Genomic DNA, 23,014 nt, shown 5'->3' with positions numbered 1-23,014 from the left:
TGACCAGCGGTCGGACAGACTCGCCTCGAAGGCTTACCATCGGTCAGTACAGTGCGTCGCACCGGTACGGCGGGAGGCCCCCCATGTCCGTGATCGCCATCGACAACCTGGTCAAGACCTTCGGCAGGGTACGCGCGCTCGACGGGCTGGACCTGCGGGTGGAACCGGGGGAGGTGCACGGCTTCCTCGGTCCCAACGGCTCCGGCAAGTCCACCACCATCCGGATCCTGCTCGGCCTGCTGCGCCGCGACTCCGGGCAGGTACGGATCCTCGGCGGTGACCCCTGGCGCGACGCGGTGGCCCTGCACCGGCGGCTGGCGTACGTGCCCGGGGATGTCAACCTCTGGCCCAACCTCTCCGGCGGAGAGGCCATCGACCTGTTCGGCGCCCTGCGCGGGGGACTCGACGAACGTCGCCGTGACGACCTGCTGCGCCGCTTCGAACTGGACCCCACGAAGAAGTGCCGCACCTACTCCAAGGGCAACCGGCAGAAGGTCGCCATCGTCGCCGCCTTTGCCTCCGACGTGGAGCTGTACGTCCTGGACGAACCCACCTCCGGGCTGGACCCGTTGATGGAGGCGGTGTTCCAGGAGGAGGTCCGCCAGCTGACCCGGGCCGGTGCCAGCGTCCTGCTCTCCAGTCACATCCTGGCCGAGGTCGAGGCGCTCTGCGACCGGGTCAGCATCATCCGGGAGGGGCGGATCGTGGAGTCCGGCACCCTCACCGAACTGCGCCATCTGGCCCGCACCACGGTCACCGTCGAGACGGTACGCCCGCTGACCGGGGTGACGGAACTGCCCGGGGTGCACGAGGTCCGCACGGTCGACGGCCGGGTCCGGCTGGAGGTCGAACCCGCACACCTCGACACCCTGCTGGCTCACCTGGTCCGCTTCCAGGTTCGGGCCCTGACCAGCACCCCGCCCACCCTGGAGGAACTGTTCCTGCGGCACTACGGCGACACCGTCACCACCTCCGACGGCGGTGCCCGATGAGCACCCTGACCGGCACCGGTCGGCTGGCCCGGCTAGCCGTCCGCCGCGACCGGGTCCGGCTGGGCATCTGGGTGCTCGGCACCCCCCTGATCGGGTACGCCCTGGCCGAGAGCGTCGCCGGGCTCTACCCCGATCAGCAGACCCGCCTCGGCTACGCCGAGACCGCGATCACCAGCGTGGTCGCCCGGGCCTTCAACGGCCCGATCGCCGGCACCGACCTGGGCGCCGTGGTGGTAGCCGAGTCGTACCTGACCCTGGCCCTGCTCGCCGCCCTGCTCAGCACCTTCGCCGTGATCCGGCACACCCGACAGAACGAGGAGACCGGGCGGGCGGAACTGCTCGGCGCCGCCCCGGTCGGCCGGTACGCCCTGCTCACCGCCGCCCTGGTCGTGGTGGTGGGGGCCAACGTGCTGGCCGCCGGGCTGCTGGCCCTGGCGCTGGCGGCCACCGGACTGCCGGTCGCCGGATCGGTGGCCGCCGCTGCGGTGGTCGGCGGGGTGGGCGCCGCCTTCACCGCTGTGGCCGCCGTCACCGCCCAGCTCACGGTCACCTCCCGGGGTGCCAACGCCCTCGCCGCCGCCACGGTCGGGGTCGCCTTCCTGCTGCGCGCCGCCGGTGACGTCCTCGGCGAGCGGGCCCCCGGGGCCACCCGCCTGGACAGCGCCTGGCCGGTCTGGCTGTCGCCGCTGGGCTGGGGCACCCAGATCCGGGCCTTCGGGGCGGAACGTTGGTGGGTGCTCGCCCTACCGGCCGCCCTACTCCTCGCCGGGACTGCCCTGGCCTACCTGCTGGCCGAGCGCCGGGACCTCGGCGCCGGTCTGGTGGCCGCGCGGCGGGGACCCGCCCGGGCCGCCGCCGGGCTGCTCAGTCCGGCCGGGTTGACCTGGCGGCTACACCGTGGAGTGTTGGTCGGCTGGGCGGTCGCGGTGGCGGTGCTGGGGCTGGCCATGGGGGTGGCCGGGCACGAGGTCGACACCATGATCGCGGAGAACCCGCAGGCGGCCGAGGTGATCGCCCAGCTCGGCGGCGGTGCCGAACTGGTCGACGCCTACCTGGCCGCGATGCTCGGGATCTTCGCGCTGACCATCGGCGCGTACGTGGTGCAGGCCCTGCTACGCACCCGCACCGACGAGTCCGCCGGCATCCTGGAGGCCCTGCTCGCCACGGCGGTCAGCCGCACCCGGTGGCTCGGCACCCAGGTCCTCGGCGCGGTCCTCGGCGCGGCGGTGCTGGTGCTGCTGGCCGGGCTCACCACCGGCCTCGGGTACGGCGTGGCCGCCGGTGATCCGGTCGGCTGGGCGGTCGAGTTGGCCGGGGCGGCGCTGCTGCGGCTGCCCGCCCTGCTGGTGGTCGCCGGGGTGGTGACCGCGCTGTTCGGCGCGCTGCCTCGCCTGTCGGTCGCGCTGAGCTGGGCGGCGCTGATCGCCTTCCTGCTGCTCGGCCAGCTCGGTTCGGTGCTCGACCTGCCGCAGGCCGCCCTCAACCTGTCGCCCTACACGCACGTGCCCTCCGTGCCCGCCGCCGACCCGACAGCCCTGCCGCTGCTCGCCCTCACCGCCGTGGCGGTGGTGCTGCTGGCCGTCGGACTGGCCGCCTTCCGCCACCGGGACACCCCGCGCTGAACGGTCCCACTCGATCCGGTCGCCGACCGCGCGTCGGCAAACCCGTGCGGTGAAGCTCATTAGACTCGGACAGGTGGGACGAGGACGCTCAGACCACGACCGTGAACGTGCCGATCGGCCAGCAGGGGGTAGCCGTCTGCGCCCGATGTGCTCGACCGTCTCACGTCCTGCCCACCGGCATGGGCGGTGTGGACATGCGTGACCTGCTCACCCCGATCGAGACGGCCGTCCACCAGGGACACCAGGACGAGGCCCTGCGCCGGTTGGCAGCCGTCCCGGCGGACCTGCCGCTACCGGCAGGGCTGGCCTGGCGGCTCGGTGTGCTGCTGCACCAGCAGGGTCGGTTCGACGCGGCCGACGCCTGCTATCGCCGCGTCGACCTCGACCTCGCCGACGAGCGCCCGTCGGCGCTGGCCGACCACGCCCAGGTCCTCGCCGGCTGGGCCGCGACCCGCTGGGCCCAGGGCGACCAGGCGCGTACCCGGCAGTTGGCGACGGACGCGATCCGGGTCGCCGAACGCAGCGGCGACGACGCGGCGGTGGCGGCGGCCTATCTGGCGCAGGCGTTGGCCGCGTTCGGCGACGGCGACCGCGCGGGAAACGAACACGCGTACGCCCAGGCCCTGGCGGCGGCCGAACGCGCCGGTGACTTCGGGCAGCAACTGCGGATCCGGTGCAATGTCGGGTCGCGGCTCGTCGAGGAGGGCCACTACCGGCCGGCCATCGAGGAACTCGACGAGGCGGTCCGGCTCGGCGAGTTGCTCGGGCAGCAGATGCTGCTCGCGTTGGCGCTGCACAACCGGGCGGAGGCGTGGCTGGGCCTGGGTGACCTGCATCGTGCCCGCAGCGACGCGGACAAGGCGCTGGCCCGGTGGCAGCGGGCCGGTTCGCCGCTGGCCGCCTTCGGGTTGACGTTGGCCGCCCGGGTGCACCGGGTGCGGGGGGCGACCCACCAGGCGGTGGCCGCTTATCGGGCGGCGCTGGCCATGGGGGAGCCGGACGGCAACGCGCAGGTGCTGGTGGAGGCGTGCGCGGGGCTCGCCCGGCTCAGCTACGCCGACGACCCGCAGACGGCGGCCCGCCACGCCGAGCGGGCCCTGTCGCTGCCCAGCTCCGCGGGCCCCACCGTCGCCGAGTTGGCCGCCGGCTGGGTCGCCCTCTGCTGCGGAGACCCGCACACCGCCCTGCGGTACGGCGAACAGGTCCGCGCCGAGGCCGGTCGCCGCCGGGACACGGCCGGCCTGGCCGAGGCCATGGAACTCGTCACCCTCGCCGCCCACCGCGCCAACCCCGAGGCGACCTCGCCCCGGACCGTACGCCGGCTGCTCGCCGACCTGGTCGAGGCGGCGGCGATCTGGGCCGAGCTCGGCAACGAGTTCGCGCTCGCCACCAACGCCCTGCTCCAGGCCCGGCTCACCGGTGACCTGGTCGCGGAGCAGATCGCGTACGAGCGGCTGCGCCGCATCGGCGTACAGGAAGGTGGCTGGCATGTCGCCGGACCGTTGGCGGCGATCGGGCCGGCACCGGTTCCCGAGGTGGAGGTGCAGATCCTGGGCCAGTTCGCGGTGCGGCTGGCCGGCGCGGCGGTGCCGGTCGGCAGCTGGCAGTCCCGCAAGGCGCGGGATCTGCTCCACCTGGTGGCCGCGCAACTCGGCCGACCGGTGGCCCGCGACGCCCTGGCCGCCGCGCTGTGGCCGCAGGCCCGCGCCGAGGTGGCGCTGCGCCGCCTGTCGGTGCTGATCTCGACCGTGCGGGGTGTGCTCGACCCGGGTCGGCGACATCCGGCGGACCGCTACCTGATCATCGATTCGGCGACCGTGCAGCTCAGTACGGCACATGTGGTGGTGGACGCGTTGCGCTTCCACGACGCGGCCCGAGCGGCCGTCGCGGCCGACACCGCGAGCCTGCCGCCGTCCGGCACCGCCGCCGACGACCGGTTGCTGAGCCAGCTGGAGACGGTGGTGGCCATGTACGCCGGCGATCTCTGTGCCGACGACGAGGTCGTCGGCGCGACGGTCCAGCGGCCCCGGGCGCTGCTGTCCGCGCTGCACCGCGAGGTGACCCACCGGCTGGCGAGACGGCATCTGCACCTGGACCGGGCCGACGCGGCGATCGGTTGGTACCTGCGGCTGGTCGGCGAGGACGGTTACGACGAGCCGGCCCACCTCGGGCTGATCGGCGCGTTGTCGGCCGCCGGGCGGCACGGTGAGGCCAACCGGCGCTATCAGGAGTACGTCGCGCGGATGGCCGAGATCGGTGTCCAACCTGCCGCGTCCGCGCTGCCGGAGCGGGCCCGCCTGAACAATTCCTGAACCGCCCCCGAAGACTGTCCATCAGACTGCTCACTGTCCAGAGACGGTCGCTGTGGACGCCGAGGTGGCGGGTGCCGTGACCGCGATGGCGCCGGCGGCAGACGGGGGCGGTCAGCGTGTTCAGGTCGAGGGAGAAGACGATGCTACGGATTCGAGGGCTGCTTGTCGTGCTCGCGGCCGGGCTCATGCTGACCGGCTGTGGTGGCGGGCCGGACGGTGCCGCCTCGGGCGGGGCCGACACGTCGGGCGCGACGACTCGGGCCGATGGTGGGGAGGCACCCGACCAGGGCAGCGGCGGGAAGAACACCGGGTCGGGTGACGGGGACCGCTGGTGCGACGCGGTGCAGTCGTTCACCGTCGCGATGGACCCGCTGTTCACCGAGAGCGCGGGCAAGGCCGAGGTGGCGCAGGCCCGTACCCAGCTGAAGGAGCTGAAGGCGGCAGCGCCGGCCGAGATCAAGTCCGACGTGGCGACGTTGAGCGAGTTCTACGCCGCCGCCATCGAGGCCTCGGGCAAGAGCATGCCCCAGGATCCCGCGGCGTACGCCCGCCTCGGTCAGACCCTGGAGGGGCTCAAGACGGCGATGCCGCCGGTGTCGGACTACACCATGAAGCGTTGCCCTGAGTTCGACGGGCAACTGCCGACCGGACAGTGACGACAGTCCCGGGTCTGCTCAGAGCACCTGGGAGAGGAAGCGGCGCAGGCGGGGATGCTGCGCCGCTTCGAAGATCGCGGCCGGTTCACCGGCCTCCAGCACCACCCCGGCGTCCATGAAGGCGACCGTGTCGGCGACCTCCCGGGCGAAACCCATCTCGTGGGTCACCACGACCATGGTCATGCCCTGCGCCGACAGGTCCGCCATCAACGCCAGGACACCCTTGACCAACTCCGGGTCCAGCGCCGAGGTGGCCTCGTCGAAGAGCATCACCTGCGGCTGCATGGCCAGGGCGCGGGCGATGGCGACCCGCTGTTGCTGCCCACCGGACAGGTGCGCCGGACGGGCGTCGGCCTTGGCGGCCAGCCCCACCCGGTCCAGGTGTTCGCGGGCCACCGCCGCCGCCTCGTCCTCGCCGAGTTTGCGGATCCGGCGCAGGGCCAGGGTGATGTTGCGCAGCACGCTCATGTGCGGGAACAGGTTGAACTGCTGGAAGACCATGCCCACCCGCTGGCGCAGGACATCCGGGTCGTCGCGCAGCACGCTGCGTCCGTCCAGCAGCACATCGCCGCGATCCGGTTCCAACAACCGGTTGACCGTACGCAGCAGGGTCGACTTGCCCGACCCGGAGGGGCCGATCACGCAGGCCGTCGCGCCCCGGGCCACGTCCAGGTCCACCCCGCGCAGCACCTGGTGACGCCCGAAGGCCAGGTGCACATCACGCAGGCTCAGACTGACCGAGTCGCTCATCGTTGGTTTCCTCCCGCCGCGCCGGGCAGCGCCAGGTCGAGGTCGTCGGGGTCCTCGTCGGCCGGGCCGGTGGCCGGCCTACCGTGCCGTAGCCGCCGGTCGATCCAGTTGACGAAGTGGGTCAGCGGCACCGTCAGCACCAGGTAGAAGAGCCCGGCCAGCAGCAACGCCGACTGGTTGCCGGTGTTGGCGGCGTAGTCCTGCCCGATCCGGAACAGTTCCCGCTGACTGGCCAGCAGCCCCAGGAAGTAGACCAGGCTGGAGTCCTTGATCAGGGCGATCAGCTGGTTCACCCAGGCCGGCAGGACCCGCCGGATGCCCTGCGGGATGATCACCCGGCGCATCGCCTCCCCCCAGGAGAAGCCCAACGCGCGGGCCGCCTCCAACTGGGTGGCCTCGACCGACTGGATGCCGGAGCGGAAGATCTCCCCGATGTACGCCGAGGCGATCAGCGACAGCGCCAGGATGCCCAGGGGGTACGGGTTGGGTCCCCACACCTGCATACCGAGCGGGGCCAGCCCGACCCCGATCAGCAGGATGGTCGCCGCCGCCGGCAGGCCACGGAACACGTCCGTGTAGACCCGGGCCGGCCAGCGCAGCCAGCGGGTCCGCGAGCTGCCCGCGACGGCCAGCAGGATGCCCAGCGCCGAGCCGAGCAGGGCGGCGGTGACCGCCAGGATCAGCGTGTTCGGCAACCCGACAGTGATCATCTCGGGTAGCGCCTCGCGCATGGACTCCCAGTCGAAGAACGTCTCCCACAGGGTGCGCAACGGATCCACGGTCAACCTCCGCCCTGCTAGCTGGTCGTACCGGTCAGGAAGCGGCCGAGGGGGCCACCGACGGGGCGGTCACGTTGCCGCTGCCCGGGGTGAAGTCGGCCGGGATGGCCCGACCCGGGTAGTACTGCGCGCTGAGCCGGGTCCAGGTGCCGTCGGCGATGACCTCGTCGAGGGCCTTGTTCAGCGCCTCGCGCAGCGCGTCGTTGCCCTTGGCGAAGGCGTACGCCGTCGGGGCCGGGCTGAGTTCCTTCGCCGCCACCGTGATCTTGCCGCCGCTGTCCGCGGCGGTCTTCTCACCGATCTCGGCCGGGGAGATCCAGGCATCCGCGGTGCCCGCCTTGAGCTGGTTGAGCGCGCCGTTGTAGTCGGGCACCCGTACCGGGTCCAGGCCCTTGGTGGTGGCGTAGTCGTCCTGGACGGTGCCCTGCACGACGACCACCCGCTTGCCGGGCAGCTCGTCGAAGCTGCTCAGGGTCGAACCGGCGGGCACGTTGAGGCCGAGGTAACCGAAGTCGTAGCCGTTGCCGAAGTCGACGGTCTTCTTCCGCGCCTCCGTGATGGTGATCGAGGAGCTGCCGACGTCGAACTTGCGGTTGTTGACCTGGGCCAGCAGGCCGGAGAAGTCGGTGCCGACGAACTCGACCCGCAGCCCCAGCTTGTCGGCGGCGGCGACCAGCAGGTCGTTGTCGAACCCGGTGAACTTGCCGTCCTTGAGGTACACGTTCGGCGGCGCGTCGGTGAGCGTGCCGGCCCGCAGCACTCCGGGCTGGAGCAGGTTGTACGGGTTGTCGGCCTCGCCGGCCGAGTCCGAGCCGCAGGCGGTGAGGGTGACGGCGGCGAGGACTGCGGCGGCGCCGACGGCGGCGGCCCGGGTCAGGGCAGGAAGGATTCGCACAGGTGTCTCCTGGATGAACGACGGCGGGCACGGACGTGCCGCACCGACGGTCCGTCGTACGACGGACCGTGGGGATGAACCGATGACAAGAGGGGGAGTGGGCTGGCCACCGTCCGCCCGAAGGCGCGGTGACCGGCGGCGACGCGGTCAGCTACACGCGGCGCTGCAGACCCGCATCATGTCGACGTGCCGACGCTGGGTCAGGTCCAGGCAGGTCGCCACGGGAGCGGATCGACTGCGGTACGACATGGGTCTCCCTCGAGGTCGTGATGACCTGGAAACCAGGCCACGCTTGCACCGGAGCCACTCCGATGCCTGGTCCTCACCCGGGGCACCCCTGCGCGGACGAGGGTTGCCGGCCAGCAAGCCGGGGCTTCACGCTGGCACTCATGACCTGCGGCTGAGGCTAGCAGCAGGTGACGGGTCAGCGTCCACCCGATATGACGGCCCTCACGCCCACGTCATTGCGGTGGTGCGGCAGGTAGCACCCGGTGACCCGGAGTCCGCCGGTGGGGCGAGGGCTGACGCGCGGGCTAGGGCCCGTCGACACGAGCAGCCGGAGGTCGCGATGTGGGCCGCCCATTGCCACCGTTCGCGTGATCCCTTACGGTCGGCTCAGCGGTGGGCGGTGCGGTCCGCATCCGAGAAGACACCGTCGGTGCCTCGCCATGAGGGCCGGGAGGGTGGCACTCCCGAGGCCCGCACACCTGGCGGGACCGGCGGGCGAGCCCCTGGACCGGGCAGCGGCGCGTCGAGGCGTCGAGCCCGCGGGGGCGCGGACACCCACCGGGAGCCACAGTTGTATCTCACTCCCCACGAGCAGGATCGTCTGCTCGTCCACGTGGCGGCGGATGTCGCCCGGCGCCGCCGCGAACGCGGCCTGCGCCTGAACTATCCCGAGGCCGTCGCGGTGATCACCGCCTTCCTGCTCGAAGGTGCCCGCGACGGGCGCTCCGTGGTTGACCTGATGTCCGCCGGTCGCACCGTGCTGACCCGCGAGGACGTGCAGGACGGCATCCCCGAGTTGCTGGGGGAGGTGCAGGTGGAGGCGACCTTCCCGGACGGCACCAAGTTGGTGACGGTGCACCACCCGATCCCGTGATTCCGGGGGAGATCCTGCCGGCGGCCGATCCGGTGGAGATCAACGTCGGGCGACCGGTGACCACCCTGCTGGTGGTCAACACCGGCGACCGGCCGGTGCAGGTCGGCTCGCACTACCACTTCGCCGAGGCCAACCCGGCGTTGGACTTCGACCGGGACATCGCCTGGGGGCAGCGGCTGGCCGTACCGGCCGGCACGTCGGTGCGCTTCGAGTCGGGGGTGAGCCGCAGTGTCGACCTGGTGCCGTTGGCCGGTGCTCGGATCGTGCCCGGCCTGCGGGGCGAGTGCGGCGGGGCACTGGACGCCGGGCCGGAGGCAGCGGCATGAGCGAGCGCAGCGAGCGAATCAGCAAGCTCAGTGCGGCCGTGCCTCATGGCGGCACGCAGCGAAGCGGAGAGCCGTCATGAGCATCGTCGAGCGAAACCGTTACGTCGCCCTGTACGGGCCGACCACGGGTGACCGGATCCGGTTGGCCGACACCAACCTGCTCATCGAGGTCGAGCACGACCACTGTGTCGGCGGCGACGAGGCGGTCTTCGGTGGCGGCAAGGTGATCCGCGAGTCGATGGGCCAGTCCCGGGCCACCCGGGCCGAGGGCGCCCTGGACACCGTCATCACCGGGGCGGTGGTGCTGGACCACTGGGGGGTGGTCAAGGCCGACGTGGGGCTGCGGGACGGGCGGATCGTGGCCCTGGGCCGGGCCGGCAACCCGGACACCATGGACGGGGTGCACCCGGATCTGGTGATCGGCCCGGCGACCGAGGTGATCGCCGGCAACGGTCGCATCCTGACCGCCGGGGCGGTGGACACCCATGTGCACTTCATCTGCCCGCAGATCGTCACCGAGGCCCTTGCCGGCGGGGTCACCACCCTGGTCGGCGGCGGCACCGGGCCGGCCGAGGGCACCCGGGCCACCACGGTCACCCCGAACGCCTGGCACCTGGCCCGGATGCACGAGGCCCTCGACACCTTCCCGGTGAACGTGCTGCTGCTCGGCAAGGGCAACACGGTCTCCACCGAGGCGCTGTGGGAGCAACTCCGGGCCGGGGCCGGCGGCTTCAAGCTGCACGAGGACTGGGGCACCACCCCGGCGGCGATCGACGCCTGCCTGCGGGTGGCCGACGCCTCCGGGGTGCAGGTCTCCATCCACACCGACACCCTCAACGAGGCCGGGTTCGTCGCGGACACCCTGCGGGCGATCGGCGGCCGGGCCATCCACTCGTACCACACCGAGGGAGCCGGAGGCGGACACGCACCGGACATCATCACGGTCGCCGGGGAACCCAACGTGCTGCCCTCGTCGACCAACCCGACCCGCCCGTACACCCGCAACACCCTCGCCGAGCACCTGGACATGCTGATGGTCTGCCACCATCTGAACCCGGCGGTGCCGGAGGACCTGGCCTTCGCCGAGAGCCGGATCAGGCCGTCCACCATGGCCGCCGAGGATCTGCTGCACGACCTCGGGGCGATCTCCATCATCGGCTCGGACTCCCAGGCCATGGGCCGGGTCGGGGAGGTCGTGCTGCGTACCTGGCAGAGCGCACACGTGATGAAGGCCCGGGTGGGGGCGCTGCCGGGTGACGGCGCCGCCGACAACCACCGGGCCCGGCGGTACGTGGCGAAATACACCATCTGCGCGGCCATGGCCAACGGCCTCGACCACGAGATCGGTTCGGTGGAGCCGGGCAAGCTCGCTGACCTGGTGCTCTGGGAGCCGGCCTTCTTCGGCGTACGCCCACACCTGGTCATCAAGGGCGGCATGATCGCGTACGCCCAGATGGGGGATGCGAACGCCTCGATCCCGACCCCCCAGCCGATGCTGCCCCGGCCGATGTTCGGCGCCTACGGCGGTGCGGCGGCGGCCACCAGCCTGGCGTTCGTCGCCCCGGCGGCGCTGGAGGCCGGGCTGCGTCTGGACGTGCGTCGGCGGGTGGTGCCGGTGGCCGATGTGCGCTCGCGCGGCAAGGCGGACCTGCCGCAGAACAACGCCCTGCCGCGCATCGAGGTCGACCCGGACACCTTCACCGTGCGCATCGACGGGGAGGTGGTCGAACCCGACCCGGTCACCGAACTGCCCATGGCCCAGCGGTACTTCCTGTTCTGATGGCCGTACCGACGATTGTGCTGCTGGTGGCCGACGGGCGGTTCCCGGCCGGTGCGCACGCCCACTCCTGCGGCCTGGAGGCGGCCGTGGCGGCCGGACGGGTGACCGACCTGACCACCCTGGGGGAGTACCTGCGCGGTCGGCTGGCCACCGCCGGACTGGTCGCGGCGGCCTTCGCGGCGGCGGCCCGGTCCGTGGCCGGTCCGCTGGGGTCGGACGGGGTCCACGGTCGACGGCTGGCGCTCGCCCGGCTCGACGCCGAACTGGACGCGCGTACCGCCTCTCCGGCACAGCGGGCGGTGTCCCGGCGGCAGGGCCGGGCCCTGCTGCGGGCCGGTCGGGAGATCTGGCCCGCCGCCGCCTTCGACGACCTGCCCGCCACCCCGGGTGGCCCGCACCAACCGCTCGTCCTCGGGCTGGTCGGGGCCGCCGCCGGCCTCGACCCGGCGCAGGTCGCCACGGTAGCCGTGCACGCGACGGTGACCGGGGCGGCCAGCGCCGCCGTACGCCTGCTGGGTCTCGACCCGTACCAGGTGCAGGCCCTGCTGGTGCGACTCGCCGAGGCCTGCGACACCACCGCTGCCCGCGCGGCGCTGGCCGCCGCCCAACCACCGTGGCGGCTGCCCGCCGCCGCGGCCCCACTTGCCGACATCCACGCCGAAGCTCATGCCACCTGGGAGGTGCGTCTCTTTGCGTCCTGACCTTGCCCACGACGAGTCCGTTCCCCACACCCACCCCGAACCGGGGGTGGATCCACACGCCCCGCTGCCCACGGAAGTGCGGGCGTTGCGGGTCGGCATCGGCGGCCCGGTCGGCTCCGGCAAGACCGCTCTGGTCGCCGCGCTGTGCCGGGCCTTCGCCGACGAACTGCGGCTGGCCGTGGTGACCAACGACATCTACACCACCGAGGACGCCGACTTCCTCAAGCGGGCCGGAGTGCTCGACCCGGCCCGGATCCGGGCGGTGGAGACCGGCTGCTGCCCGCACACCGCCATCCGCGACGACATCGGCGCGAACCTCGACGCGATCGACGAACTGGCCGAGGCGCTGGGCCCGCTGGACCTGGTGCTCGTCGAGAGCGGCGGGGACAACCTGACCGCCACCTTCAGCCGGGGCCTGGTCGACCGGCAGATCTTCGTGGTCGACGTGGCCGGCGGGGACAAGGTGCCGCGCAAGGGTGGGCCGGGGGTGACCGCCGCCGACCTCCTGGTGATCAACAAGACGGATCTGGCGCTGATGGTCGGCGCGGACCTGTCCGTGATGGACCGCGACGCCCGGGCCCGGCGGGGCACCCTGCCCACGGTGTTCCAGTCCATCACCGAGGACCCCCTGGCTTCCCGGGTAGCCGAGTGGATCCGGCACGAACTGGCCCACCACCGCGCCACCGGCCTCGATTCCGGATCCAGCGACGCCGGTACCCGGGCGGCGGTTCCCGCCGGCCAGGCCTGATGCGGGCCACCGCCCGGCTGGTGGCCCGTGCCGACCGGCACGGCCGCACCACCCTGGCCGAGCTGCGCGGCGAGAGCCCACTGCTGCTGCGCCAGGTCCCCGGACCGGGCGGTGGCGTCACGGTGTACGTCGTCGGCGGTGCGGCCGGTCCGCTCGCCGGCGACGACCTGCGGTTGGACGTCGAGGTCGGCCCGGGTGCGGTGGTACGCGTGCAGACGGTCGCCGCCTCCATAGCGCTGCCGGGCCGCCCCGGGGCGGTCTCCCGGATGCTGGTACGGGCCACCGTCGCGGCGGAGGCCGTCCTGCACTGGCTGCCGGAGCAACTGGTCGCCGCGGCCGGCTGCGCGCACATCGCCGACGCCCAGGTGGAGGTCGCCGAGGGCGGCACCCTGCACTGGCGGGACGAGTTGATCTGCGGCCGGCACCGCGAACAACCCGGTCACGCCGAGATCAACACCTGGGTCGACCTGGCGGGTCGGCCGCTGTTGCGCCAGTCGTTGACGGTCGGACCCCAGGCACCCGGCTGGGCCGGCCCGGCGGTCCTCGACGGTGCACCGGCCACCGGTTCGCTGCTGGTTCTCGACCCCACCCGACCCCCCGATCCACCGGCGGTACGGGGCACCCTGGCCCGGCTGCCGCTGGCCGGCGGACCGGCGACCCTGTGGACCGCGACGGCTCCCGACGCACACACCCTGCGGTCGTACCTCGGACCCGACGATCTTCCGGATAGCATCGCTGCTTCGATCGGGAGAGGTTCGTTCGGGGGAGAGGAGCAGGAGGTTGTCCGAACTGGATGAGGTCGTCGCCGAGCGGCGCATCGCGGTCACCGACCCGGATGGTGCCACCTCGGAGCTGGTGGTCCGCCTCGGGAAGCCGCATCCGGATCCGTCGTCGCGCAACGGTGACTGGTGCTGCCCGTTCCAGGTCGAGGGAGTGGGCGAGGATTCGGTGCAGACCGCGTTCGGAGTGGACTCCCTCCAGGCGCTGCTGCTGGCCGCGTACCGGGTCCGGCTGCTGCTGGCCGAACATGCCGAGCAGACCTCGGCCCGGCTGGACTGGCTGGGACAGCCGGACTTCGGCCTGCGTGTCGACCCGGGCCCGGCCGCGCCACCCGCCGGCTCGCCGGCCGCCGGCCTGGGTTGACCGGCCGGTCCCTGGTAATCCGGTTGGCCCCGATGGCGCGGGTGGTTAACGTGCCGGTGCATGGACCTGCCGCGACAGTTCGTCATCCGCGAGGGTGACCTGCGCATCCTCAACCCGTTCGACGCGGAGAAGCTGGCCACCCTGGGGCGGGCGCTGAAACTCGCCCCGGGCGCCACCATCCTCGACCTGTGCAGCGGCAAGGGTGAGTTGCTCTGCACCTGGGCCCGCGACCACGGGGTGGTCGGCACCGGCGTGGACATCAGCACCGCCTTCACCGTCGCAGCCCGGCAGCGGGCGGTCGAACTGGGGGTGGCGGATCAGGTCAGCTTCGTGCACGGGGACGCCGCCACGTACGACTGCGAGGAACCGGTCGACGTGGCGGCCTGTGTCGGGGCCACCTGGATCGGCAACGGTGTTCCCGGCACCCTGGAGATCCTGGCCCGGCGGCTGCGTCCGGGCGGCATAGCCCTGGTCGGTGAGCCGTACTGGCGCATCGAGCCACCCGACCAGGCGACCGTCGAGGGCTGCGACACCACCCACCGGGACGACTTCCACGACCTGCCCGGCCTGGTCGGTCTCTTCGGTGAGCAGGGCTGGGACCTGGTCGAGATGGTGCTGGCCGACCAGGACAGCTGGGATCGCTACGCGGCGGCACACTGGCTCAACCTGCGCCGCTGGCTGGACGACAACCCGGACGATCCGCTCGCCCCCGAGCTGCGACAGGAACTGACCGAGGACCCTCTGCGCCACGTGCGCTACCGCCGCGACCACCTGGGTTGGGGAGTCTTCGCCCTGATCCGCCGCTGACCGGGACTGCGCTGGATCAGGTGATATGGCACCGTGTGTCCGGTGCCGGCACCCGCCGGGTTGGAGCACTGGGCGAAGGAGTGGCGAATGGCTGAGCAGATGAGTCGTCGGGCCGCCATCGGGATCGGGGCGGCGACGGCGGCGTTGGTCGCAACGCCAGGCAGAGCCGTGGCGGCACCGGGCCCCGACGCGGGTCCGTCGATCGGCACCTTACCGGCGCCGAAGGTGATCCGGCGTGCGTACCGGAAGCAGAAGGCGCTGGCGGGGGGTTCGTGGCACACGCATGTCGCGATGGTCGGTGCCGCCGGTGGGCTGAGTGTCGTTGTGGACGACGATGCCGACCGGGTGACGCACGGCTACAGCGTGCAGAAGCTCGCCGTCGCGGTCGCCGTCATGGACAAGATCGACCGTGGCGAGCTGGCCCTCGGCCAGCGCCTGGACCTCACCGGAGACATCATCCTCGGCGGCAGCGGGATCTACTTCCTGCACACGGTCTGGGGCGACGAGATCACCGTGGCGAACTTCCTCACCGCGCTGCTGCTCGTCTCCGACAACACCGCCGTACGAATGTGTGGCCGGGTGGTGCCGGCCCTGGAGATCAACCAGATCCTCGCGGCCAAGGGCTTCACCCACACCCGGGTCGAGCCGGTGGCCAACCCGAACCGGTTCTTCCTCGGCGTGACCACCCCACGCGAGACCCACGATCTGCTGTGGCGGCTGGTCAACAAGACCCTGCTGTCCCCCCGGTCCAGCGACTTCCTGCTCGGGATCCTGCGCTGGATCAACGGCTACCACGACGGGATTCGCCGTGACATGTCCTCGGCCGAGCGCAGCCGGGTGGCCACCAAGTACGGCGCGGACTACGACTCGCGGGGTGCCGCCCGACACGAGGTAGGCGTCATGTTCGACCCCACCGGCGCACCCACCCTGACCTACGCCTTCTTCGCCGACTCCCTCGGCGACCTGGACAACTACGGCGGCACCCACCCGGCCGTACGCGCCCACGCGGTCCTCGGCCGCACCATGTTCGACGCCATCTCCCCGATCACCAACCGCACCGCACCCGCCCGCCACCGCGTCCCACGCTTCCACCCCAACAACGGCGGCTAACACCCCACTCGCCCTCGCCCTCGCCCTCGCCCCGCCCCTCGCCCCTGGCCCGTCGATCTTGCACTTTCTGTCGGGGCATAACGTCTCAAAAGCCGCGAATCAGCGACCAAAAGTGCAAGATCGGCGAGGCGAGACGAGACGAGACGAGCTGGGCCGGGTGGGGCCGGGTGGGGTGGGGCAGGGATGAGTGGGGTGGTTAGGCGGGGGTGGGGTGGTGGTGGGGGGTCAGGCGGGTGATCAGGGCGGTCAGGTGGGTGGCTAGGGTGATGTCGTCCACTGCGCTGAGGGCGGCCAGGTCGGCCTGGATCAGGGTGGAGAGGCGTTCGTGCTCGGCACGGCCACGGGCGGTCAGGTAGGCCCGGATGCGACGGCGGTCGATCGGGTCGACCCGGCGGAAGACCAGATTGCGGTCGACGAGTTGGTCGACCAGCTTGGTCAGGGTGCCCGGGGGCAGGGAGGCCTCCGCGGCCACCTCACTCATCGGATGGCCCAGCCCGTCGGCGAGCAGACCGAGCACCCGCCACGCCTCGATGCTGAGCCCTTCGTCGGCCAGCAGGGCACCGACCCGGCGGGAGAGTAGTCGTTCGGCGCGGGTGAGCAGGGGCAGCAGGTCGGCTGCGGAGCCGGGAAACTCTGACATGTCACTCCCGCCTTGCGGTTGCCGGTCATCGTACCGAGACGTCCCGCCCAATGGGGAGAACTGGTCACCGGGATCGGCGGCGGCCACGATGTGTTCATGTCCGGTCCGGCATCGGGGAACGGGAGTCCATCGGCGACGTCGAGTGTCGCCGCCGGGACGTCCTGGCTCACGGTCGACCGGGGTGTGGTCAGCATCGGGTTGGTGTATCCGATGCGGGGGCCCGCCGGGATGTTCGGCCCGAGTTGCGAGCTGTGCGCGCAACTCGCCGTCGAGGAGGTCAACAACCGGGGCGGGGTGCTCGGTCGCCAACTGCGGCTGATCCCGGTCGACGGCGGGGCGCCTCCGGCCGAGGTGGCCGCCGAGGTGGAGGCCCTGGTGTCGGTCGGGGCGGTGCAGGGGGTCACCGGTTGGCACATCTCCTCGGTCCGTCAGGCGGTGGCGCCACGGATCGCCCACCGGGTGCCGTACGTCTACACCGCCCTGTACGAGGGTGGTGAGCGTACCGAGGGGGTCTTCCTGACCAGCGAGACCCCGGATGCCCAGCTCCGGCCGGCGATGCGGGTGTTGGCCGACCTGGGGGTGCGGCGCTGGTTCGTGGTGGGCAACGACTACGTCTGGCCCCGCCGGACCACGCAGGCCGCCTACCGGTACGCCCGGGGCGGTGGCGGTCGGGTGGTCGGGCACCATTTTCTGCCGCTGGAGACCCACGACTACGCCGAGGTGCTGCGGCGGATCGAGCACAGTGACGCCGACGCGGTGCTGATGCTGCTGGTCGGGGCGGACGCGGTGCGGTTCAACCGGGCCTTCGCCCGCTCCGGGCTGGATCAGCGGTGTCTGCGGTTGAGCACCCTGATGGACGAGAACATGCTGCTGGCCAGTGGTGCGGCCAACACGGCGCGGCTGTTCAGCACGGCCGGCTTCTTCGCCGGCCTGGTCACTCCGGAGAATCTGGACTTCCACGGCGCCTTCGCCCGCCGGTTCGGGCTGGAGGCGCCCCCGTTGGGCAGTCTCGGTGAGTCCTGCTACGAGGGGGTCATGTTGCTGGCCGCCCTCATCGCCAAGGCCGGCACGTTGGACGTCCGGGCGGTGGAGGCATCCGCCGAGGTGGTGTCGTACGACGGGCCGCGCGGGGAGTTGCGGCTGCGTCGGCGGCATGTGCGTCAGCGCATCTACCTGGCCGAGGCCGACGGCCTGGATTTCACAGTCGTCGCCGAACTCTGATCCGACCGCAGGGCACCGATCCAAGGGCGTGATGCGACCGTGCCTTGACAGGCCCGGAGATCGGCCACATAAGATACTTCCTGCGTGAAGTATCCGGTGTGGAACCGGATCTCGCCCACCGTTGGACGACAGTCGCCAATGCACTGTCGCCGCCGGTCGATAATCGTATGCCGGTAGCCCTTGAGCCGATTTCTTTTCGGTGGGTACCGGCATTTTCTGCGTCCGCTGGATCTCTGTTACCTGACAGCGGAAACAGTCTATTGAGGATTGGGAAACATCCGCGCAACGAAACCGATCGAAGCTTTCCCTGCCCGATATCCGAATCGGCGCCCGGTCGGCGTCCACCCGCCCACCGGGCACCGCGATTGCTCCACCGGACCGCACCGCAGAACCGCAGCTCGACACCCTCGACCCGGGACCGGCGCTCGTTCCCGGGCAACTGACTCCACGCCTCAGGTGCGATGCAGGGAGATTTGATGACACTGTTGCAGGGACGACGCATCCTGGCGGGTGCCATGACCCTGGTCGCCGCGGCCACGCTGGCCGCGTGCGGCAGTAAAACGACCGACGAGAAGGTCTCCTCCGGCGTCACCGCCGACGTTTCCGGCGACACCGTCAAGGTGGGCCTGCTCAATTCCCTGTCCGGCACGATGGCCATCAGTGAGGTGACCGTCCGCGATTCGATCATGTTGGCGATCGAGGAGATCAACGCCGCCGGTGGGGTGCTCGGTAAGAAGATCCAACCGGTCGGTGAGGACGGTGCCTCGGACTGGCCGACCTTTGCCGAGAAGGCCGAGAAACTGATCCGCGAGGACCGGGTGGCGGCCGTGTTCGGTTGCTGGACCTCGGCCAGCCGCAAGGCCGTGAAGCCGGTGTTCGAGAAGAACAAGTCGCTGCTGTTCTACCCGGTGCAGTACGAGGGACTGGAGCAGTCGCCGTACATCTTCTACACCGGAGCGACGACCAACCAGCAGATCGTGCCCGGCCTGGAGTACCTCAAGGCGCAGGGCACCAAGTCGATCTACCTGGTCGGTTCGGACTACGTCTTCCCGCGTACCGCCAACAAGATCATCAAGGCGTACGCCGAGGCCAACGGCATGAGCGTGCTGGGGGAGGACTACGCCCCCCTGGGCTCCACCGAGTTCGGCACGATCACCAACAAGGTGAAGTCCTCCGGGGCGGACGCGGTCTTCAACACTCTCAACGGTGACAGCAATGTCGCCTTCTTCAAGGAGTACAAGTCCGCCGGGCTGACCGCGGCGAGTATGCCGGTGGTGTCGGTGTCGATCGCCGAGGAGGAGGTCAAGAGCATCGGCACCCAGTACCTGGAGGGCCAGCTGACCGCCTGGAACTACTACCAGACCACCCCGGGGGCGGCGAACGAGAAGTTCGTCGCCGCGTACAAGGCCAAGTACGGGGCGGACAAGCCGACCAGCGACCCGATGGAGGCCGCCTACGTCTCGGTCTACCTGTGGAAGGCGATGGTCGAGAAGGCCGGCACCTTCGAGGTGGAGCAGGTCCGCAAGGCCTCCGACGGCATCACCTTCGAGGCACCCGAGGGCCTGGTCACCGTGGACGGGGCCACCCAGCACATCGCCAAGACCGCCCGGGTGGGCAAGGTCGGCCCGGACGGCCTGATCACTGAGGTGTGGAACTCCGGCACGCCGATCACCCCGGACCCGTACCTCAAGAGCTACCCCTGGGCCGGCGGCCTGAGCTGACCGGTCCTGGTCCGGTCGGCCCACGACAGGCGCCGACCGGACCAACCCCACCCGGGCCGCCGGCAGGCCCGGCCCGGGTGGGCTCCCATCAGCAGTACGGAGTACCCACCGTGACAGTTCTCATCGGCCAACTCTTCACCGGCGTCAGCATCGGAGCGGTGCTGCTGCTCATCGCCCTTGGCCTGGCCCTCACCTTCGGCCAGATGGGGGTGATCAACATGGCGCACGGCGAGTTCATCATGGCCGGCGCGTACACCACCTATGTTCTGCAACAGGTCATCACGGCGGCCGGCTGGTCCCTGCTGATCGCCCTGCCGGTGGCCTTCGTGGTGGCCGGGGCGATGGGGGTGCTGCTGGAGTTCCTGCTGATCCGCCGCCTCTACGCCCGCCCGCTGGACACCCTGCTGGTCACCTGGGGTGTCTCACTGATCCTGCAACAGTTGGCCCGGGACGTCTTCGGCAGCCCCAACGTGCAGACCCGCGCTCCGCAGCTGCTCACCGGCAACATCGCCCTGCCCGGCGGGATCACGGTGGCCAACAACCGGCTGTTCATCCTGGCCCTGGCCGCCGCCGCGGTGGCCGCCCTGACCGTCGGGCTGCGGGTGACCCCGCTGGGCCGCCGGATCCGGGCCGTGGTGCAGAACCGCGACCTGGCCGCGGTCTCCGGCATCCCCACCGCCCGGGTGGACCGGATGACCTTCTTCATCGGCTCCGGCCTGGCCGGGGTCGCCGGGGTAGCGCTGACCCTGCTGGGTCCGATCGGTCCCACCATGGGCACCAACCTGATCATCGACGCCTTCCTGGTGGTCGTGGTCGGCGGGATCGGTCAGCTCAAGGGCACCGTGATCGTCGCCTTCGCCCTGGGCGTGCTCCAGGCCACCGGCGAGTACCTGACCACCCTCAGTGTCGCCAAGGTGATGGTCTTCGTCGCCATCGTCGCCTTCCTCCAGTGGCGGCCCCAGGGCATGTTCACCCTGCGAACCCGGAGCCTGGCATGACCACCGTCGCCCGTGATTCCCGTACCGTCGTCGACCCCACACCGCCACCGGCCAAGCCGGCGGCCGGTCCCTCCCGGCACCGCTTCCGGGCCGCCGCCGGTTTCGCCCTCGGTGCCGCGGTGCTGTTCGCCGTGGCACCGCTGGTGCTGTCGGACTTCCGGCTCTCCCTGCTGGCCAAGTATCTCTGCGTGGCCATGGTCGCGGTCGGGATCGGCCTGGCCTGGGGGCGTGGCGGAATGTTGGCCCTCGGCCAGGGGGTCTTCTTCGGCCTCGGTGGCTACGCGATGGCCATGCATCTCAAGCTCGCCGACGCGGGACCGGGCAACATGCCCGACTTCATGCTGTTGTACGGGCAACTCGACGAGTTGCCGCTGTGGTGGCGGCCCTTCGCCAGTCCCTGGTTCGCCCTGCCCGCCACGGTGCTGTTGCCGATGGCGGTGGCCTTCGTACTCGGTTCGCTGGTGTTCCGGCGTCGGGTCCGCGGCGCCTACTTCGCCATCCTCAGCCAGGCCCTCGCCGCCGCCATGGTGATCCTGCTGATCGGCCAGCAGGGCACCACCGGCGGCACCAACGGTCTCACCGACATCCAGGGCTTCTTCGGCTACGACCTGGACGACCCGGTCAACCAGCGGATGGTCTACTTCATCATCGCCGGCACCCTGCTGGCGCTGCTGGCCCTGGCCCGGCACCTGATGCAGTGCCGCTACGGCGAACTGCTGGTGGCCGTACGCGACGGCGAGGAACGGGTCCGTTTCCTCGGGTACGACCCGGCGGTGGTCAAGCTCGTCGCGTACGTGGTGGCCGCCGGCATGGCCGGGCTGGCCGGGGCGTTGTTCGTGCCCGCGGTCGGCATCATCTCCCCGGCCATGATCGGGATCGTCCCGTCGATCGAGTTCGTCATCGGGGTGGCCGTCGGTGGGCGGGCCACCCTGCTCGGACCGGTGCTCGGCGCGGTGGCGGTGGCCTGGGCCCGTACCGCCCTGTCGGAACGGTTTCCGGGCACCTGGACGTACCTTCAGGGGTTGCTGTTCGTGGTGGTGGTGGCGTTCCTGCCCGGCGGCCTGGCCTCGCTGATCGGCCTGCTCCGGCGGGACGAGGGCAAACGGCGGTTCGGCCGGCTGCGCCGGACCCGCCGCCCGGAAGGGCAGGTGTCGTCATGACCGAGCAACTGCACGGGCTCTACGTGCGAGACCTGCGGGTCAGCTTCGACGGCTTCACCGCGGTCGACGGGGTGAGCCTGGAGGTGGCGCCGGGGGACCTCCGGTTCCTGATCGGCCCCAACGGTGCCGGCAAGACCACCCTGGTCGACGCGGTGACCGGGCTGGTCAAGGCCACCGGCTCGGTACGCTTCGGCGACCGGGAACTGCTCGGCCGCCCGGTGCACCGGATCAGTCGCCTCGGGGTGGGGCGCACCTTCCAGACCTCGACGGTGTTCGAGGAACTGACCGTGTTGCAGAACCTGGACATCGCGGTGGGGGCCCGGCGTGGCTGGGCCACCCTGCTGCGCCGCCGACACGGCATCCCCGACGAGGTGGCCGAGGCCCTGGAGGTGATCGGCCTGGCCGGTCGGGCCGATCAGCTCGCCGGCACTTTGGCCCACGGCCAGAAGCAGTGGCTGGAGATCGGGATGCTGCTCGTGCAGGACGCCCGACTGCTGCTGCTCGACGAGCCGGTGGCCGGGATGAGCCACGAGGAACGCGACGCCACCGGAGTGCTGCTGGAGCGGGTCAGCCAGGACCGGACGGTGGTGGTGATCGAACATGACATGGACTTCCTGCGCCGGTTCGCCCGGACGGTCACCGTGCTGCACGCCGGGCGGGTGCTCAGTGAGGGCACGGTCGCCCAGGTGCAGGCCGACCCTCGGGTGCAGGAGGTCTATCTCGGCCACCCGGTCGAGGACGGCCCGACCCCTGTGGAGGCATGATGTTCAGTCTGCGTGGGGTGCACGCCGGCTACGGTCGCAGCCGGGTGCTGCACGGCGTCGACGTCAGCGTGCCCGACGACGGGGTGGCCACCGTGCTCGGTCACAACGGCGCCGGCAAGTCCACCCTGCTGCGGGTCGCCGCCGGACTGCTGCGCCCCAGCGCCGGGCGGGTCGAGTTCGACGGTGAGGACATCACCCGGCTCGCCCCCCACCAGCGGGTCGCCCGGGGTCTGGCGTACGTGCCGCAGGGCCAGCAGTGTTTCCCCCATCTGACGGCGGCGGAGAACCTGCGCCTGGTCGCCGACCGCCGTCGCGACGGTGCGACGGCCACCGCCGAGGTGCTGGACCTGTTCCCGGCGCTGCAACCGCTGCTGCGTCGCCGGGCCGGGTTGCTCTCCGGCGGGCAACGTCAACAACTGGCCATCGCCCGGGCGTTGATCACCCGACCCCGGTTGCTGATGCTCGACGAGCCCACCGAGGGCATCCAACCCTCCGTGGTGGCCGAGATCCAGGACCGGATCGTGGCGTTGATCGCGCAGACCGGGTTCAGTGTGCTGCTGGTCGAGCAGCACCTGGGGTTCGCGCTGAAGGTGGCCGACCGCTACCACGTGCTGGAGTCCGGCCGGGTCACCTCCGCGGGCGAGGGGGGCGGCGAGGCGGAGCACGATGTCCGGGCGGCGCTCGCCGTGTGACGGCTGATCGACTCCGTTTCGCCGCAATGGCGGTGTCCGGTCGGGGGTGTCACCGCCATCGCGCCGAAACGGCGGACATCCACTTCCGCTGCCGA

The 23,014-nt window shown here is 71.4% G+C and carries 23 protein-coding genes and 1 riboswitch; of the genes, 19 read left to right on the top strand and 4 right to left on the bottom strand.

The window, feature by feature from the left end:
* Positions 1-83 precede the first annotated feature (83 nt).
* The 4 genes from ACLQ2T_RS01100 (at position 84) to ACLQ2T_RS01085 (ending at position 5,582) form a co-directional block, all read left to right on the top strand.
* A complete protein-coding gene (locus ACLQ2T_RS01100) occupies positions 84-992 on the top strand; it encodes an ATP-binding cassette domain-containing protein (protein WP_425764101.1) in 909 nt (302 codons plus the stop codon).
* Positions 989-2,614: an ABC transporter permease gene (locus ACLQ2T_RS01095; protein WP_425764100.1), complete on the top strand. Its 1,626-nt coding sequence runs from the start codon at positions 989-991 to the stop codon at positions 2,612-2,614. Before ACLQ2T_RS01100 ends, ACLQ2T_RS01095 begins: the two co-directional genes overlap by 4 nt.
* Positions 2,615-2,808: 194 nt before the next feature.
* Complete coding sequence (locus tag ACLQ2T_RS01090) at positions 2,809-4,926, top strand: BTAD domain-containing putative transcriptional regulator (RefSeq protein WP_425764099.1); 2,118 nt, start codon at positions 2,809-2,811, stop codon at positions 4,924-4,926.
* A 140-nt stretch (positions 4,927-5,066) separates the two neighbouring features.
* On the top strand, positions 5,067-5,582 hold the full coding sequence (locus ACLQ2T_RS01085) for a hypothetical protein (RefSeq protein WP_425764098.1): 516 nt from the start codon (positions 5,067-5,069) through the stop codon (positions 5,580-5,582).
* Between the two features lie 18 nt (positions 5,583-5,600).
* Here the strand turns inward: ACLQ2T_RS01085 and ACLQ2T_RS01080 are convergent, their stop codons facing one another.
* Genes ACLQ2T_RS01080 through ACLQ2T_RS01070 form a run of 3 tightly spaced genes read right to left on the bottom strand, consistent with a single transcriptional unit; the run spans position 5,601 to position 8,006 of the window.
* Positions 5,601-6,332, bottom strand: a complete 732-nt coding sequence (locus ACLQ2T_RS01080; protein ID WP_425764097.1) for an amino acid ABC transporter ATP-binding protein — start codon at positions 6,330-6,332, stop codon at positions 5,601-5,603.
* Positions 6,329-7,111 carry an amino acid ABC transporter permease gene (locus ACLQ2T_RS01075; protein WP_425764096.1) on the bottom strand — a complete coding sequence of 261 codons (783 nt, stop codon included), beginning with the start codon at positions 7,109-7,111 and terminating at the stop codon, positions 6,329-6,331. The genes ACLQ2T_RS01080 and ACLQ2T_RS01075 overlap by 4 nt, the downstream gene beginning before the upstream one ends.
* Positions 7,112-7,145: 34 nt before the next feature.
* The gene (locus ACLQ2T_RS01070) at positions 7,146-8,006 is read right to left on the bottom strand and encodes an ABC transporter substrate-binding protein (protein WP_425764095.1); all 861 of its coding nucleotides are present in this window, start codon (positions 8,004-8,006) and stop codon (positions 7,146-7,148) included.
* 283 nt (positions 8,007-8,289) lie between these two features.
* Positions 8,290-8,401: riboswitch (SAM riboswitch) on the bottom strand.
* 404 nt (positions 8,402-8,805) lie between these two features.
* Here ACLQ2T_RS01070 and ACLQ2T_RS01065 point away from each other — a divergent pair.
* The 9 genes from ACLQ2T_RS01065 (at position 8,806) to ACLQ2T_RS01025 (ending at position 15,723) form a co-directional block, all read left to right on the top strand.
* Positions 8,806-9,108 carry an urease subunit gamma gene (locus tag ACLQ2T_RS01065; protein WP_013734263.1) on the top strand — a complete coding sequence of 101 codons (303 nt, stop codon included), beginning with the start codon at positions 8,806-8,808 and terminating at the stop codon, positions 9,106-9,108.
* Positions 9,105-9,434, top strand: coding sequence for an urease subunit beta (locus ACLQ2T_RS01060; protein ID WP_425764094.1), 330 nt, complete (start codon positions 9,105-9,107; stop codon positions 9,432-9,434). Before ACLQ2T_RS01065 ends, ACLQ2T_RS01060 begins: the two co-directional genes overlap by 4 nt.
* 76 nt (positions 9,435-9,510) lie before the next feature.
* Positions 9,511-11,214 (top strand): urease subunit alpha, encoded by a 1,704-nt coding sequence (locus ACLQ2T_RS01055; protein WP_425764093.1) that lies wholly within the window; start codon positions 9,511-9,513, stop codon positions 11,212-11,214.
* Complete coding sequence (locus ACLQ2T_RS01050; protein ID WP_425764092.1) at positions 11,214-11,915, top strand: urease accessory protein UreF; 702 nt, start codon at positions 11,214-11,216, stop codon at positions 11,913-11,915. Before ACLQ2T_RS01055 ends, ACLQ2T_RS01050 begins: the two co-directional genes overlap by 1 nt.
* A complete protein-coding gene (ureG, locus tag ACLQ2T_RS01045) occupies positions 11,905-12,663 on the top strand; it encodes an urease accessory protein UreG (protein ID WP_425764091.1) in 759 nt (252 codons plus the stop codon). Before ACLQ2T_RS01050 ends, ureG begins: the two co-directional genes overlap by 11 nt.
* Entirely contained in the window at positions 12,663-13,460 is a 798-nt protein-coding gene (locus tag ACLQ2T_RS01040; protein ID WP_425764090.1) for an urease accessory protein UreD, read from the top strand. The genes ureG and ACLQ2T_RS01040 overlap by 1 nt, the downstream gene beginning before the upstream one ends.
* Positions 13,444-13,806: a DUF6968 family protein gene (locus ACLQ2T_RS01035; RefSeq protein ID WP_425764089.1), complete on the top strand. Its 363-nt coding sequence runs from the start codon at positions 13,444-13,446 to the stop codon at positions 13,804-13,806. The genes ACLQ2T_RS01040 and ACLQ2T_RS01035 overlap by 17 nt, the downstream gene beginning before the upstream one ends.
* 60 nt (positions 13,807-13,866) lie before the next feature.
* Positions 13,867-14,613, top strand: a complete 747-nt coding sequence (locus ACLQ2T_RS01030; protein WP_425764088.1) for an SAM-dependent methyltransferase — start codon at positions 13,867-13,869, stop codon at positions 14,611-14,613.
* 87 nt (positions 14,614-14,700) lie between these two features.
* Positions 14,701-15,723: a serine hydrolase gene (locus tag ACLQ2T_RS01025; protein ID WP_425764087.1), complete on the top strand. Its 1,023-nt coding sequence runs from the start codon at positions 14,701-14,703 to the stop codon at positions 15,721-15,723.
* 196 nt (positions 15,724-15,919) lie between these two features.
* Here ACLQ2T_RS01025 and ACLQ2T_RS01020 read toward each other — a convergent pair whose 3' ends face one another.
* Complete coding sequence (locus tag ACLQ2T_RS01020) at positions 15,920-16,363, bottom strand: MarR family winged helix-turn-helix transcriptional regulator (RefSeq protein ID WP_425764086.1); 444 nt, start codon at positions 16,361-16,363, stop codon at positions 15,920-15,922.
* A gap of 96 nt (positions 16,364-16,459) precedes the next feature.
* Between ACLQ2T_RS01020 and ACLQ2T_RS01015 the strand changes: the two genes are divergently transcribed.
* The 6 genes from ACLQ2T_RS01015 (at position 16,460) to urtE (ending at position 22,919) form a co-directional block, all read left to right on the top strand.
* Entirely contained in the window at positions 16,460-17,584 is a 1,125-nt protein-coding gene (locus ACLQ2T_RS01015) for a substrate-binding domain-containing protein (protein WP_425764085.1), read from the top strand.
* Between the two features lie 476 nt (positions 17,585-18,060).
* Positions 18,061-19,305, top strand: a complete 1,245-nt coding sequence (urtA, locus tag ACLQ2T_RS01010; protein ID WP_425764084.1) for an urea ABC transporter substrate-binding protein — start codon at positions 18,061-18,063, stop codon at positions 19,303-19,305.
* 110 nt (positions 19,306-19,415) lie between these two features.
* Positions 19,416-20,303 carry an urea ABC transporter permease subunit UrtB gene (urtB, locus tag ACLQ2T_RS01005; RefSeq protein ID WP_425764083.1) on the top strand — a complete coding sequence of 296 codons (888 nt, stop codon included), beginning with the start codon at positions 19,416-19,418 and terminating at the stop codon, positions 20,301-20,303.
* Positions 20,300-21,463: an urea ABC transporter permease subunit UrtC gene (gene urtC / locus ACLQ2T_RS01000; RefSeq protein ID WP_425764082.1), complete on the top strand. Its 1,164-nt coding sequence runs from the start codon at positions 20,300-20,302 to the stop codon at positions 21,461-21,463. The genes urtB and urtC overlap by 4 nt, the downstream gene beginning before the upstream one ends.
* On the top strand, positions 21,460-22,227 hold the full coding sequence (urtD, locus tag ACLQ2T_RS00995) for an urea ABC transporter ATP-binding protein UrtD (protein ID WP_425764081.1): 768 nt from the start codon (positions 21,460-21,462) through the stop codon (positions 22,225-22,227). Before urtC ends, urtD begins: the two co-directional genes overlap by 4 nt.
* Positions 22,227-22,919 carry an urea ABC transporter ATP-binding subunit UrtE gene (gene urtE / locus ACLQ2T_RS00990; RefSeq protein WP_425764080.1) on the top strand — a complete coding sequence of 231 codons (693 nt, stop codon included), beginning with the start codon at positions 22,227-22,229 and terminating at the stop codon, positions 22,917-22,919. The genes urtD and urtE overlap by 1 nt, the downstream gene beginning before the upstream one ends.
* Positions 22,920-23,014 lie beyond the last annotated feature (95 nt).

It is taken from the genome of Micromonospora sp. DT229 (genome assembly GCF_049844505.1).
Lineage (GTDB): Bacteria > Actinomycetota > Actinomycetes > Mycobacteriales > Micromonosporaceae > Micromonospora.
The sequence above is the reverse complement of the archived record's forward strand: the minus strand, read 5'-3'. Positions and strand labels throughout refer to the sequence as shown.